This is a genomic window from Chryseobacterium sp. HNCC26DJ241, from assembly GCF_057180505.1.
The window spans coordinates 1-16,116 of sequence record NZ_JBXUGL010000045.1 but is presented as its reverse complement, the minus strand read 5'-3'; the positions used below and the strand labels follow the sequence as shown (position 1 = coordinate 16,116).

Below are 16,116 nucleotides of genomic sequence, written 5' to 3'. Positions count from 1 at the left end.
ATATATGCTGCCTAACAAAAAACTATTTTATATCATTATAATTTCCAGCCTAATAGCGGGATGCCTCTCTTTTACTTTTATTGAAAAGACGATAGAAAATAATATCAGCGAAAAATTGTTTAGCATAAAGTCTTTTCAAATAAAAACTTTCACCATAAAAAGTATTGAAAAAAGACTGGAAGTAACCACAAAAGCCAGAATTTCCAAAAACGATTTTCTATTGCATTTCTATGAAGATAATACTACTTACAGAACTTATACCCAGCCAACAATCAATCCTGATGATATGAATTTCAAAATATTTTTCACACAAAAGATTCAGACAGGAGATAAGGTAAATGCAGTTTTGCTCATTCCGGAGATTGAAAAACAAATAAAGGAAAATTTTTGGTGGAAACTAATATTGCAAAACGATGAAAACATTCTCCTTTTTGACATTATACCAAGTGGAGCTTCCTCAAACTCAAAATATTATGACAAAACATTGGCAATAAAAGACTTTTGCAAAACGAAACCGTTTGTAAAAATTGTCCGGATGTTAGTTTTCGTATTCATTGGTTTGGGAATTTATTTAAGTTGTTCAAATAAATCCTTGCCGATATAACCTTTATCCCCAAAAAGTTTTCCAAAAATCCATTTGTGCAAATCCATACTTTTCAGCGGTTCTCTATCGTCTACATTGCCTGTTGTTAGGATAAAATCTAAAATTTCGCCTTTGTCATTGATGATTAAATGAAGCTTAAATCCATAAAACCAACCCAAAGAACATTGTCCTTTTTGAGCAATATTTTTGAATGTTTTATGCTGTTTTTCCCTTTTGATATGACAGGCTCTAATGGGTGTAGAGTCTATAAAAGATATGCCTGTGCATTTTCCCAAACACATCATCTTTACGAAAACCGCCATCGGAACATTCACTTTCTTTTGGAGTTCTACAAATCTGTTGTAGGAAACAGTTACAGGAAACTCTTTCTTCATATATCTTTGAACATAACCTTGATAAAAATGTTTCAGGTTTTTGAAAGCGCCGTAGTGAAACAATATCATAATAGTCATTACTTCGCTCTCTGACATTGCAAATTTTCGGTTTCGGATCTTAATTTTCGGATCTTTCAGAGCATAATCTTTGAGAATGTTATCAAATTCTTTAAAAAACTCATCAACAATGTAAAAAATAGTTGTAATTTTATCATCAGAAATCATAGCGGAAATTTTAGTTAAATATTTGATTTTCAATACCTTAAATATACTAATTTTTCTGCTATTTTTATATTTTTTTTTATATTTTTTACATCGAACTCACTTTAATTAGAGCGTCTTTTCCGGCTTTCACTACTCGCTTTTTTGTGCAACCGCTTTCATTTTGAGCCTTCGCTTACAAAAAGAGCTCAAACATGCCGTTCAATCCGGGACGCAAATTCGTGATACTTTCACTATTTTTGCAAAAAATTGACGAATGCAAAATTATCTGGAATTCAACTTCAAAATATCTCCGCTTCAACCGTGGAATGAAATCTTAATGGCAGAACTCATCGAAATTGGTTTTGACAGTTTTACCGAAGAACACGACGGAATTTTAGGATACATTCAGGAAGATCTTTTCAATGAAAAAGAATTGAAAAACCTTCCTTTAATGAACAGTTCGGAAGTCGCCATCAAATATACTTTCGAGCAAATGCCGAATATCAATTGGAACGAAGAATGGGAAAAGAATTTCAGCCCGATAAATGTGGCAGATAAAGTTCTGATCCGTGCAGAATTCCATGAATCCAATCTCGATCTTCACGAAATTATCATTCAGCCGAAAATGTCATTTGGAACAGGACATCATCCAACGACGCATCTTATGATTCAGCAAATGCTGGAAATGGATTTTTCAGGAAAAAAAGTGTTGGATATGGGTTGCGGAACTTCTGTTTTGGCGATTTTTGCCAAACAAAAAGGAGCAGAAAAAGTGGTAGCCATTGATATTGACGAATGGTCGGTAGAAAATTCCAAAGAAAATGCGGAGAGAAACGATGTAGAATTGGAAATTTCTCAAGGAACTGCGGAAAACTTAGGTTCAGAAAATTTTGATATTATTTTAGCGAATATCAATAGAAATATTTTGATTTCGGATATTCCGACGTATGTTTCGGTTTTGAATAATGGCGGTCAATTATTGCTTTCAGGTTTATGCTTTTTTGATGTTGATGATATTTTGGAAGTTTGCACCGAAAATAATTTGACTTTGAAAAACAAGCAGCAACGAGAAGAATGGATGAGCCTTCTTTTGGAAAAATAAATTTATTGAAATCACATCTCTAATCTGAATTACTTTTTTTATTTTTTTCCTCAATCCATCTGCTCAAATACTTTGTAGAATTTAAAGAATGATGTTGAAGAATTTGTCCGAGAAAATTACGATTTCGGTGCGAGAAGAGATTTTGTTGTATCTCAGTTATTTTTTGATAAAAATGGTTTGCATATAATTCCTTTTTGAAAATATTTTCAAGGATTTTGTAGCCATTTTCTTGGGCTTTATTCCAAATGTTTTTGTCTTGATACAATTCCACCGATTTTTCAATGAAATTTTCGTCATCATCTTCAATGAAACCATTCCAAGATAAATTTCCGTGCATTGCTTCAGAACCGACAGAACTTGTAATATTGGGAATTCCATATATCATGCTTTCCCAGAGTTTTCCTTTCAGGCCGGCTCCAAAAGGAATGGGAGCAAGAAGAACTTTATATTCATTAAAAATTTTTTCCACAGAATCTGCTCTTCCTTTAATGATAAAACCTTCCTTTTCATTATGCAGCTGATAGACTTTTTCACGGGCATAAGCTCCGTAAATATGAAGTTCCGTTTCAGGAAGTTTTTTTCGGATATTTTTCCAAATTTGTTTTAGTTTCAGAACGGTTTGCCAGTTTGGTTCGTGAAGAAAATTTCCAATGCTGACAAAATTTTTTCTTTGTTCAAAAGCGGAATTTTTTTCGGAGAAATTTTCAGTAAAAAATGGAATGTAAAAAAGAATTTCAGGATTAATGTTGAAATTTTCGATCAAAAGCTGATGTTCAAATTCAGAAATAATTAAAGACAAATCGCATCGTAAAATAGAAGCCATTTCTCTTTTAAGTGTATCATTGATTAAATCATCATTTTCAAAACGTCTCTTTTCAAGAAACGCTTTTCTGCGTCCTTCTCTTAAAAAATGCAGATCTTCTGTATCCAGAATTTTCATTGCATTCGGGCAGTTCTCAGAAACTCTCCATCCGTATTGTTCTTCAGTGATATAGCGGTCGAAAAGGACAATGTCGGGATTGATTTTTTGAATTAATTCGTCAAAACGGCTATCATTCAATTCAATTTTTTCAAATGAAATTTTTTCAGAAAATTCTACATTGTTAGAAGATGTAAGAAAGGTGATTTTATAATTCCATTCTTGAAAAAGACGGATAAGCTGCATCATTCTATAACCTGCTGCTGTAGAAGCAGGTTCAGGAATTACAAGACCAATGATGACCAAATGTTTCACGAGAGCAAAAATAAATATAAAAACAAAAATGAGAAGCTATTTCTGATTTCTCTTTTTTGCCAAATCAGAAAATTATCAAAAGTTCAGCCGCTGTTTTTTAGTTGATTTTATATGAAAAATAAATTATTTGTCTTTGTAAAATCATAGTATTGTGATAGTTAAAGTTTTTTTGTTTTTGTAACGTAAAAAAGGTATTTTTTATTTTTTTTTGCGCTTTTTTATAATATATTTACATTGATTTGTTCATATTGAAAAAAGTGAAGTGTCTCTATCCGTTTTTATATTCATTACTCTTTCTTATATCTAACCTAAATATATCTTATGCACAAAATGTATTGGATTTTGGATATAATTTTATTCAATATGATGTTGAACATGGGCTGCCCAGTACAGAAACATATTGTGCTTTGGAAGATTCCGAAGGGTATATCTGGATTGGTACAGATAGGGGAGTAGCACGTTTTAACGGGTATGAGTTTGAAACTTTTACAACTTATAACGGTTTGACGGATAATACAATTCTTAGAATGGCTTTAGATTCTTATGGAAGAGTTTGGATGGCTGGATATAACAATACTTTATGCTATTACGATAAAGGCAGATTTCATGCTTTTAAAGGGAATAAAAATGTAATTGAGTTATCAAAAAAATTCGGAAGATCTGTTATAGGATTGGATGTAGATAAAGACGGCAGGATTTTAATGATATTTCATTTAGGAGGGTTTATTCTATCCTCTAATGGAACTTTAATAAAAAAATACGATAAGCACACTTTACCAAACGCTCAAGAGTTTATTTATTTTAATAATAAAGAGCATCTTATTTCTTTTTTTGATATAAATGACACTATCAGACGTTTCATCAATATCCCGATTTCTACAAACCGATACCTTAAGTTTCCAAGAAAGACTATAGAGAAAAGTTCAGAAATAGCTCATGTTGGGATTGGGAATACGAAATATATTTTCACTTATGAAAAACTTTATATCATAAAAAATGGCACTGTAAAAGAAAAATTAATAGGTAAAAATATAGAATCTTATAACGTGTTATGCATAGATAATGAAATATGGTTATCTACCAATATAGGTGTTCTTGTTTTGGACAAAGAGGGAAACCGAAGAAATCAGTTTCTTAAAGGAAACCAAATAAGCGGAGTATATGCAGACAAAAATAAAAATATCTGGATTACAACAAGTAATAATGGTATATTTCAAATTAAAAATAAGGCAATACAAATATTGGAGAAAAATCAAACTCCCATTAAATATGCTTTTCCTACATTATTTTATCTGAATAACAAAATATATACCGTATGCTTTGATAATAATACGGAGTGTGGTGTTTTACACGATACAAAAAATGATATATATATCATCAACAGACCATGCGAAAGCAATTCTTTATTTGAAAATTCAAACTTTATTACACCCTATTATTATCAATTCAACTTTGATCATTCTTTCTTACTAAGTAAGCAAAATTTTGATAGAATGCGATCTGTTTTCTGTCTCAATGGTAAGGTATATGCTGCCAGTCAGTTCTGCTTTTTCCAACTTAAGGATAATAAATGGGAGCCCCTTTATCAATATCTGGGACTAAAAATAAACTCTGTATTTAGTTTAAGTAATGGGAATATTCTTATAGGCTCTCTTACAGGTCTGTACATTTATAACGGAGAATCAATAGTAGCTCACCCTAAAAATAATGAAATCAATTCGAGAGTCCAGGATATAGAAATTATAGACAAAGATACATTATTGGGAACTCGCGGAAATGGCTTGAAAATTATAAAGAAGAATAAAATTATTACTTATACTGAAGAAAATGGTCTATTAAGCAATACCATTAATGGCTTGTACAAGGTGAATGATACAATATGGATTGCTACAGACGGAGGTATAAATATAGCATACAAAAAAAAGGGATCAATAGTTATTGGAAAAAAAATTACACTGGCAGAAGGTATTACCTCTAAGCAAGTCCGCCAGATTATCATAAAAGATAGTATAGCTTATCTGGGAACCGAACGGGGATTAAATAAAATCAATCTTAATCAATTAGAAAAATACAAAACAAAAAGCATCCCTCTTTATGTTAAGAATATAAGGATAAATGACAAGGATACTCTCATTTTAGGAAGATATAAACTGAATTACAATGAAAATCTTATAAGGATAGAGTTTGAAGCCATAGATTTTAAACAATCAGGAAATATTTTGTATAAATATAGAATGAAGGGACTATCAGACAGGTGGGATTATACCCGCAACAGAAATGTAATCTACAGCCATCTTTCACCCAATGAATATACTTTTGAATTTGCAGCCCAATATAGTAATGGCAATTGGACTTCTCCTAAAATAATAGAGTTTAATATCATACTTCCTTACTGGAAAAGTTGGTGGTTTATCTTGCTCATTATATTTATTATTTTCGGATCAATATATGCCATATATTACTATTCTAATGCTGCAAAAAAGCGAAGAAAAAAATTAATAAAAGAAGTTAATAGCAGTATGCAGATTGCTTTAGCAAGCCAGATTAAGCCTCATTTTATTTTTAACTCCCTAAATTCCATATATAATTTTCTATTAAAACATCAAGGAGAAGAGGCACAGATCTATTTAGTACGATTTTCAAGACTGATACGAAATATTTTTGAGTATTCTGCTGAACAGCATATCTCATTGGAACAAGAACTGGAAACACTTAGCCTTTACATTGAATTGGAGCAGTTACGGTTTTCCAATCGTTTCGATTATAATATTTCGATAAGTGGCTCTATTTTCACCAACAATGTTTTTCTTCCCTCCATGCTCATACAGCCTTTGGTAGAAAATGCTATATGGCATGGATTATTAAACAAACAAGATTCAGATAAAGGCTTGCTGGAAATCCAAATTTCAGATCAAAAAGATATGCTGGAAATAAAAATTATAGATAATGGTATTGGTTACTCATTATCTCTTGAAAATAAAAAAGCAAAACTTTACGAAACCCAAAAATCAAAAGGAATAGATATTACGAAGAAAAGAATAGCTCTTTTTAATGAGCTTCATCATAAAGAATACAAATTCAGTATAATGGATAATGTAGAAAACAATGCAATAAAAGGAAGTGTAGCATTGTTTACGATCCCATTAATAAAACAAAAACACAAATAATGATAAATTTATGATAAAAGCACTAATTATAGATGATGAAATACCTGCAATAGAAAATCTGGAAATACTACTAAAAACCTATTGTCCAGAAGTACAAATTGTTAAAAGCGTTACCGGTATATTAGAAGGCGTTAAGGAAATTTTGCGCCACAAACCACAGCTTGTATTTTTAGATATCAATATGCCTTCCGGAACCGGGTTTGATTTGTTGAATTTTTTTGACGAAATCAATTTTGAATTTATTTTTATAACTGCTTACGAAAAATATGCTATAGATGCTTTGCGGGTAAAGGCATCAGATTATCTTGTAAAACCTATTGATTTTCAGGAGCTTAAAAATGCGATACAAAGAGTTTCCGATAAAATTTCTTGTCATTCCCAAACAAGTACATTTTCATATACTAAACTTTCTGTTCCGTATGAAGATGGTGTAGAATTTATTGACTATAATGATATCATAAGGATAGAAGCAGAAAGCAATTATGTAAGAATCTATACTACAAACCAGAAACCCAAACTTGTTTCAAAAACATTAAAAGAAATAGAAACGAAATTACCCGGTAATTTTTTCATGCGTTGCCACCGTTCTCATATCATTAATCTAAATAAAATAATGAAGTATGATAAGACACAGGGTGGAAGTTTAATACTGTCCTGCGGAACCTCTATTCCCATTTCTTCATCCAAAAAAAGTTTTATTTTAGATTTTATGTAGCAGTATTGGGTTTTAGCGCTTAGTATACTGGGTAATTTTTAAAGTTACTGAGGCAATATCTGTGGGATAAAATTCACAGATATTGTTGTAATTACTACAAACTTCACACATTTATTGAAAAAATACTTTACTCAATAAAACACATTGTTCACAAACTAAAAAGCAATGTTCGCTAATTGGAGATATATAAATAAGGTGCTGCTTTATACCTTAGTAAGGAGTATCTTAAAGTTAATCTTATGCCTAATGCACCTCCTTAAAATAACAATCTCGTGTAAAAAAATAATTCTTAAATAATTTTAATTAAATTCTATTAATTTTTGAACAATGAAGAATAAAATTTTAATATCAATAATACTTTTATTATTAAACTATACAAATTTCTTTTCTCAGTGTAATACTATTACAATAAAAAACAATATTGCAACATTTAGAGGGCGCTACTTTCATTTTGGCCAAGTATGGCATGGTGAAGTCTTGATCAATAAAAACAGTGCAGATCTTCAGGCTTTTATGAACGGGAGTTCTTCTGTTAAGTTTACGGTAAGACATAGTAATGGTACTGACTTTTGTGCAAATGGTACAAATAAAATTCCAATTGATGAGACAAATATATCATATTACCAAGCAATTAAAAACCAATTAGACAGTGGCGGAGGAGATACTTGGAATACCACTGATGATAGTAATAAGTCTTTTTGGAATACAAGAATGAGTACATTACAGGCAGATGGAGTCACTCCATTAGGAAAATATCTTCTGATTGGATTCAAAAACAACCAAGGCCAATATCTATTTACTCATATTGATTGGAAACAAATGCCTGCAAGTTTTACCAGTGATGTGGTTATAACTGATAGAACTACTATATATAATGATACGAATAACAAAGCACACAATATTATCAATACCCCTAATGCTTGTGATAAAGAGCCTTATAATGATAATTATCCTTTTCTAATTGATGACAATTTTAATCACTTTTTTTATAGAGGTTTGCCGTCAGGAACTACCACTTTCACCTACCAGTTTGATAAGTGTGCCAATCATCCATCAATCAGTAAAACTATTCAAAAAGTAAATAGTAACTACACACCTATTACCCTTGCTTCCATAGAAAATCAAGGTATGGTAGGCAACTTATATAAAGTAAAAATCAATCTTACAGGAGGAAGTGGCGTATATGAAATGAATACACCTGGTGAAAAATCTTATATCAATGGATCCATGATAGACTACTACGCATTAGTAGATAATAATGTTTTTGGTAAAAACTATCTTTTACTACCTGCTGGAACACACACTATTAAAGTAAGGGATGCTAAAAACTATGATACAGAAACAGGTATGGAAAATCCAGCTGCAGGCCCTCAAAAAATGGGACAAATACTGCCTAATATGCAAAATAATTATTCTACTATTACCTTAAATGTAGGAGGGTCTTCACTTTCTGTATCATCAACGTCTTTAAGCTATGGTTTGCCACAAGAAACTAAAACTGTAACGGTTTCAGCAGCTAACTTGTCAGGTAATTGGACAGCTAGCAACAATGGGAATTCTTGGATCACTTTATCTCCTACTTCTGGTGGAAATGGGAATACCACAGTAAGCATATCAGTAGCAGCTAGTACTTCTAATAGAAATGGAAGTGTTACATTTACTGCTGCAGGTGTAAATCCGATTACTGTAAATATTGAGCAAACAGGATGTAGCAGTAGCTTACTCACTAGACCTGTAATAAGTGAAGCAGGAGATGGTTTTATACAAAACAACAAAAATGCTTTAGGACAAAGCATGAAGGTAAACGGAACAGTATATTCTACAGGAATAGGGATGCGTTCTTACCAAACAAGAAAATATGCACTTAATGGTCAATACAATACATTTACAGTAAAAATAGGAAGAGATGATGCAGGAAATGGAATTGCCGGTAATGCCTATGTTTATGTAAAATTAGATGGAGTAATGGGTACAGTTTACGGTCCATTCAACAACAACTTTAAGGAACAAGATGTGGTAATAAATGTTGCAGGAAAGCAAACATTAGAGTTGATTTCAGATACAGGTGGTGATGGAGTATCAAGTGATTATATAGATTGGATTAATCCTACCCTTACTTCTACCAATTGTAACCCAACTTCATTTTCTGTATCATCAACGTCTTTAAGCTATGGTTTGTCACAAGGAACTAAAACTGTAACGGTTTCAGCAGCTAACTTGTCAGGTAATTGGACAGCTAGCAACAATGGGAATTCTTGGATTACTATATCTCCTACTTCTGGTGGAAATGGGAATACTACAGTAAGCATATCAGTAACAGCTAGTACTTCTAATAGAAATGGAAGTGTTACATTCACTGCTACAGGTGTAAATCCGATTACTGTAAACATTGAGCAAAATCAAACATGTAACAGTACTAACCTTACTGATCTTACTCCTTTTTATGTTACTCAGGGTTGCTGCAATGGAAATATACTGTACAGAAACCAAGGAAGTGATGGAGGTCCTTTAAAAATAAATGGTTCCACCTCTCCAAGTGGTTCTTCCACTCCTTATACCGGATATGGAACACATGCACCCGGAACTATGAAATTTGATATTAATGGACAAGGATATGTTCGTTTTAAAGGAACTTTCGGACATGCCGGTACTTGTGGAGATGGAGTAAAAGGAATCATTAAGAATCAAAATGGGACTATTCTTTGGCAAGCCAATGTACTTCAGAATGGAGCGCCTCAGAATTTTGACATCAGTTTACCAGCCGGAACTACTATTTTAGAATTGGAAACTAATCAAAATGCGAATAATTATTGTGATAGCGCAGGATGGGTAAATGCAGAACTTTTTAAAAGCTGTTCTACATCTGCAAGAGTGATACAGACAGAAACTAAAGAAAAACAACCAAAACAGGAAGTTTATACTGAAAAGTTCATGGTCATTACACCAAATCCTAATAATGGTATATTTACGATACACGTAAAAGAAAATGAGAAATATTCTTTGGCGATCTACTCTGTAAATACAAAGAAAGAAGTCTTTATTTCTAACAACAACAGAGGAAATATATCTGTAAATATCAGTTCACAACCTACAGGTATTTATATTGTAAGAGTAACTACTGAAAGAGGGGAAACGTTGACTGAGAATATTATTAAGAAATAATGTAGGTTATAGAAGCTGTCAAAAGACAGCTTCTATATTATATTTATAAAAAACGCAAAAAAATTATATATGAACAAAGCAACACATTTTTTAATTTTTATTTTTCTGCTGATGTGTGGTGAAATAAGTGTGTACGGGCAAGTTAATGTCGTAGAAAGCACTATTACTCCTCCAGTGAACCGGATCTCTTTCCCAAATGAAGACGGACTGATATTTCAAAGAAAAGGTAGAGGAGCAGACAATTATGCTATGGTTTCATTTTACTATTCAGGATACTATAAGTTTGCAACTTATACTGCTAATATAAGATTCAAAAAAATTAATACGGCTGGAACGGAAGAACAAGGTTATATAGATCCTCGAAATGGAAATGTAATATTATCGGGAAATGGTTATTTAAGTATATCCCAAACACTAATTAATGGAAAAGATTATACTTTTAAAATACCAATACAAGGGGGTATGTATAAATTGGAATTAGTCTTTAATTTTTCTAACGGTGTTATATTACGTCAATATCGAACATTTGGTGTAGGAGAAGTATTTGCAATAGCCGGACAGTCTAATGCAGCGGGAGGTGGAATAAAAGATGTAGGCAATGCACCTTCTTGGAGTAATTTAACCCCATCTGCTCCTTATGTCAATAAAGGATATATTAAGTATTTTAATGAGAAAAAGACTTTCAGTTTTGGTAAAGTATGCTCCCCCACTTGTTCGGATACAGATTATCAAAATTATCGAAATTATAACGAGCCCAATAATATTGCTCCTGCAGGACAGCATGATACCTATGTTTGGTATTGGGGGAAAGTTGGGGAACTATTAGTCGAGCAAGAACAGGTGCCAATTGCGTTCTACCAAGCGGCATTTTCAGGTTCTTATATAGGGCAATGGTTAGAAGAAAAAAGTAGTATTTATGGAAATTTACAACATGTTTTAACCAATGTAAAAAATAAAGTAGGACTCAGGGCTATTTTATGGCATCAAGGTGAAACAGATTACTTATTAAACACCACAAAAAATGATTACTTTAATTATTTATCAAATCTCATTAAAAAAACCAGATTAGAAGCAAATCACGATATATCGTGGGTCATTGCCCGTGCATCTTATTATAAAGGTGACGGAATAAAATGTACAGCTCCAAGTTCTACAAATACATGTGTCATAGATGCACAAAATGAAATAATTCAAAGTGGTTTAATCAGAGTCTTTGCTGGACCTAATACAGATCAATATACGAGTGGTCATAGAAGTGATGATATTCATTTTAATACTAGTGGGCAAGGAGAAGTAGCTATGAAATGGGCAGAAAGTCTGAATTCTAATTTTTTCGTTAATGCAGTCCCTATCCTACCCGCTAATAATTATACATATACACCTCCTTGTAATGTAACACCAATCACCCAAAATTTTCCAAAAGATGGACAAGACGGTCTGGTTCAAGATAATAAAAATGCAAATGGAGGCAATATGCAAGTAGTCTCCACTACTTATGCTAATGGAGTAGGAATGAAGTCTTATTCTTGGAGAAGATATAAATTACAAGGAAAGTATAGTACTTTTTCAGTTAAAATTGCAAGAGATGATATTGGAGTTCCTCAAGGCGATAATAACAATACGTATGTACATATTAAAAGGGATAATAATAATGATTTGGTGTATGGGCCATTGGATAATGATAATAGGATTATAGAGATAAAAGATCTTCGAGTAGATGGGGTACAATCTCTTGAACTAACGGCTGATACAGGAACCGGCAATAATTTAGAAGCAGATTATGTAGATTGGATTGATCCTATTTTAGTAGAAAAGCCTGTTACAACAACTACTGGCTGCTCCAATTCTATCACTTGGGACACTGCTTATAATCATATTACATCCTGTAACGGAGTAAGAACTTTTTATGTGAGAGTAAACGGTTTACAAAGTGGACAAACTGCTCAATTTTCAGCAGAAGAAGGAGCTTGGGTAGATGCCAATAGTGGAAATAATGAACTTATTTATCAAACCACTTCCACCTCTAATCAAATTAATTTTAAGGCGAGAATTAAAAATTGTACAACTGTAATTAATGGCAGTTTAAGTGGAAACGGAACCTCTTGTAATGGATGTACAATTACCCAAAACGGGACAGGGCTAAAAGGTTCTTATTATAACAACGATCAACTTAGTGGCTCACCGACAATGATCCGTACAGATGCAACCATAGATTTTGCATGGGGAGCAGGAAGTCCCGGAGGCGGTATCAACAGTGAAAATTTCTCTGTAAAATGGGAAGGTCAGATAGAAGCTCCTGTTGCAGGTACTTATACATTTAAAACTTATAATGATGATGCTACGGTTCTTATTATTGATGGGAATACAATCATTAATGATTGGCCGGGAGGACATGGTGATGAATGGAGACAGGGAAGTATTAATTTAACCTGTGGCAAACATAATATAGAATATCGTTTCAGAGAAGGTTATGGCGGTGCATCAGCAAGACTGTATTGGGAGTATCCTAATCAGGCTTTACAAATAGTGCCTCAAAAATATTTGTATTCTGATGTAATTACTCTTTGTAATAATAGTATCAATTGGGATACTTCTTATAATAAAGCTATTAAGTGTAATGGTACAGATACCTATTATGTTAGAGTAACCGGTTTATTGAACGGACAAAAAGCAGAGTTTTTACCGGAAGGCGAATCGGTTTGGAGAGAAGCAAATACTGGCAATAATGAACTTGTATACACATGTCCTTCAGTAAATAGATGTTTCTATTTTCAAGCCAGAATTAAGAACTGCTCAGGAACAAACACCCTTAATGGATGTTTAACAGCCGTAGCCTCCAGTTCCTGTAATCTTCCTACAAATTGTACAACATATTTATCAGATTTAACACCAGCATCTGCTTCACAAGGATATGGTACTCTACAGAAGGACAAAAATGCAAATGGTAATTTATTGACAGTTCAGGGAGTACAGTACACTAAAGGTTTAGGAACACATGCTATTTCAAACATTAAATATAATATTAATGGACAAGGATATACAAGGTTAAAAGGACTTATTGGGCGAGATGATTCAGCAGACGGTTGTAATTGTGGAACGATGAAAATCAAAGCTATTGTTAAAGATCAAAATGGAACTATTTTATGGCAATCAGGCTTAATAGGGATCAATGATGCTGCGGTTCCTTTTGATATTGATATTGTAGGAAAACAACTTATAGAATTGATTGTTGAAGATGGTGGAGATTTTAATTGGGGAGATCATGCAGATTGGGTGAATATAAGATTTGAAAAACCTTGTTCAACATCTAAAATAGCACAAACCGAAACAACAGAGAATCCTCAGTCAGAAATTTCTGATGAAAAAGTGATTACTATTGTTCCTAATCCTAACAAAGGTATATTTACAGTAGAGGTAGATAAAAATGTTGAAAACTATACTTTGGTAATATATTCAGCAAATACAAGCAGAGAGGTTTACAATTTAAAATCTGTAAAAAACACCAAAAACTCTATTGATATTAGTAAGCAACCTGTAGGAGTTTATATTTTAAAAGTAATTCCTGAGAACGGAAGATCTTATTCAAGAACTATTATAAAGGAATAATTTGTTTTTAAGATCATAAACCAAAATTATCATAAGACTATCACAGAAGATACCCACAGTCGGAAGATTTTTTCTTCCGACTTTTTTATATGAGGAGTAAAACTGAAAAATGGCTGTAAAATCCTGACAAAGCATCATTGGTAGGAAAATTGGAAGAAGTTTTATGAAACACAATTCATAAAACTTCTTCTTTTGACGGAGGAAACTATAAAAGCAAATAATACAAAAACCATTACAGAAAATGTGATGGTTTTGCTTTTATTGAATTTGCTAATTAAACCAAACTTGTAAAAAGACATCATCGCAAAAATTATTAACTTTGCGATGATGAAAAATTTTTTACTATTTTTATTTTTGATACATGCATTTTTTACTTTAAATGCCCAAAATTATTCTGAAAAACAAATAGATAGTTTAAACAAATTACCTTATAATATTGTAAATAAGAAGGAAGCATTAAAATTAGCTTTCAAGATATACAACGCTTCTACTAAAATAAATTATAAAAAAGGCGAACGCAAAGCACTAGGTAATATATCGCAATCCTTTTTATTAATTAGGGATTATAAGCAAACCATAAAATATGCTGAAATATTAGAAGATAGGGCTATTGAGGAAAATGATGATTATGATAGAGTTATTGCTATGAATCATCAAGCGTTGGCCTACACTGAGTTAGGTTTTTCTGAAAAAGCGCACAATTTAATTGATGAATCATTTAAGTTAATAGCCACGCAAAAAGGAAATAATTATTACTTTTTGATGGGGCTGGTGATAGAAAATAAAGCTGATATTATAAATACAATGAATGGCCCCTTGGATTCTGTACTGTTTTATCAAAAAAAGTGTGTAAAGTTCTATGAAAAATTATCAAATAAAAAAAACAGGATAGAAAATACGTCAAATGCATATAATAATCTTGGAAATACTTTCATAAATTTAAACCAGACGGATTCTGCACTATACTATAATCGTAAAGGATTACAGCTCTCTATTTCTATTAAAAACAAAATAAATGAAGGATACAATTTATTTAATATTTCGTATATTCATTCAAAAAAGAATAACATTGATAGCTCATTATATTATGCAAACAAAGCACTTTCAATAGCTTTAGAATATAAAGACCCTTACTTGAAGGAAGGTATTTATGAACAGCTCTCATATATTTATGACATTAAAGGAGATTCCAAAAATTTTAAGTTCTATAATAATAAATACATTCAGCTTAATGATAGTATAAGTAAAATGGAAAAAGATGCTGTCAATACAGCTTCAACTTTTATTATTGCTGAAAAAGAATCAGAATCTAAAGAAAAATTTTATTTTATTATAGCATCAATAGGTGCTTTATTGATAGTAATAGCTTACTTCACAGTAAAATTCTTTAAAAATTATCATAAAGAAAAACAAGAAAAACTCCAAAAAGAAACTATTTTAATAGAGAAAGAAACCCAAATAAAAGAATTAGGGCAAAAGATAAATGAAACCTTTGATGATTTGGTAGAGCTTGCCAAAAGTGATGATCCTGCATTTCTCACTCGTTTTAAAGAAGTGTATCCTGAATTTTACGAAAAACTAACGTCTACTTATCCCGACCTCACAATAAGCCAGCTAAGATTTTGCGCCTTATTGAAGCTTAATTTCTCTACCAAAGAAATTGCGCATTATCATCACATGACAATTAGTGGAGTGAAGATCAAAAAGAACCGTTTAAGAAAACAGCTTAATATTCCTTCGGATATTGATCTCAATAAATGGATGATGGATTTCTGAATCACCCTAAAAATTTTTTATTTTTTAAGGTCTGTTCAAATTTGTTTTAAAAATATTGGTTATAAAAAATGAATGTTTTGGCTTCGCCTTGTGCGACAAATCTAATATTAATTTTTCAGCAATGTCAGTCTGAGCGAAGCCGAAGACTTAAAAATCAGAATAAATAAAATTT

General features: G+C 32.0%; 8 protein-coding genes and 1 pseudogene. 7 read left to right on the top strand and 2 right to left on the bottom strand.

The genetic code is table 11. The annotated features are described in order from the left end of the window. A partial coding sequence (locus AC2A1C_RS14775; protein ID WP_484026655.1) for a hypothetical protein occupies positions 1-604 on the top strand: 604 nt, incomplete at its 5' end. Here AC2A1C_RS14775 and AC2A1C_RS14770 read toward each other — a convergent pair. After that, positions 574-1,203, bottom strand: a pseudogene (locus AC2A1C_RS14770) (IS982 family transposase); the annotation flags it as partial. The gene AC2A1C_RS14775 and the pseudogene AC2A1C_RS14770 overlap by 31 nt on opposite strands. Positions 1,204-1,456: 253 nt before the next feature. Here AC2A1C_RS14770 and prmA point away from each other — a divergent pair. After that, positions 1,457-2,284, top strand: a complete 828-nt coding sequence (prmA, locus tag AC2A1C_RS14765) for a 50S ribosomal protein L11 methyltransferase (protein WP_484026654.1) — start codon at positions 1,457-1,459, stop codon at positions 2,282-2,284. 19 nt (positions 2,285-2,303) lie between these two features. Here prmA and AC2A1C_RS14760 read toward each other — a convergent pair whose 3' ends face one another. Then, positions 2,304-3,518, bottom strand: a complete 1,215-nt coding sequence (locus tag AC2A1C_RS14760) for a glycosyltransferase (protein WP_484026653.1) — start codon at positions 3,516-3,518, stop codon at positions 2,304-2,306. A 257-nt stretch (positions 3,519-3,775) separates the two neighbouring features. On the opposite strand from AC2A1C_RS14760, the gene AC2A1C_RS14755 reads away from it, so the two are divergent. The 5 genes from AC2A1C_RS14755 (at position 3,776) to AC2A1C_RS14735 (ending at position 15,944) form a co-directional block, all read left to right on the top strand. Then, entirely contained in the window at positions 3,776-6,685 is a 2,910-nt protein-coding gene (locus AC2A1C_RS14755) for a sensor histidine kinase (RefSeq protein ID WP_484026652.1), read from the top strand. A 10-nt stretch (positions 6,686-6,695) separates the two neighbouring features. Next, a complete protein-coding gene (locus tag AC2A1C_RS14750) occupies positions 6,696-7,400 on the top strand; it encodes a LytR/AlgR family response regulator transcription factor (RefSeq protein WP_484026650.1) in 705 nt (234 codons plus the stop codon). Positions 7,401-7,727: 327 nt separating this feature from the next. Then, positions 7,728-10,562 carry an NPCBM/NEW2 domain-containing protein gene (locus tag AC2A1C_RS14745; protein ID WP_484026649.1) on the top strand — a complete coding sequence of 945 codons (2,835 nt, stop codon included), beginning with the start codon at positions 7,728-7,730 and terminating at the stop codon, positions 10,560-10,562. A gap of 69 nt (positions 10,563-10,631) precedes the next feature. Beyond that, on the top strand, positions 10,632-14,168 hold the full coding sequence (locus AC2A1C_RS14740) for an NPCBM/NEW2 domain-containing protein (protein WP_484026647.1): 3,537 nt from the start codon (positions 10,632-10,634) through the stop codon (positions 14,166-14,168). A gap of 324 nt (positions 14,169-14,492) precedes the next feature. Further along, a complete protein-coding gene (locus AC2A1C_RS14735; RefSeq protein ID WP_484026646.1) occupies positions 14,493-15,944 on the top strand; it encodes a helix-turn-helix transcriptional regulator in 1,452 nt (483 codons plus the stop codon). Positions 15,945-16,116 lie beyond the last annotated feature (172 nt).

Bases quoted from the DNA above. Each gene is read 5' to 3' on its own strand.
- AC2A1C_RS14745 (WP_484026649.1), top strand. From the start codon at position 7,728: ATGAAGAATAAAATTTTAATATCAATAATACTTTTATTATTAAACTAT.
- AC2A1C_RS14750 (WP_484026650.1), top strand. From the start codon at position 6,696: ATGATAAAAGCACTAATTATAGATGATGAAATACCTGCAATAGAAAAT.
- AC2A1C_RS14740 (WP_484026647.1), top strand. From the start codon at position 10,632: ATGAACAAAGCAACACATTTTTTAATTTTTATTTTTCTGCTGATGTGT.
- AC2A1C_RS14735 (WP_484026646.1), top strand. From the start codon at position 14,493: ATGATGAAAAATTTTTTACTATTTTTATTTTTGATACATGCATTTTTT.
- prmA (WP_484026654.1), top strand. From the start codon at position 1,457: ATGCAAAATTATCTGGAATTCAACTTCAAAATATCTCCGCTTCAACCG.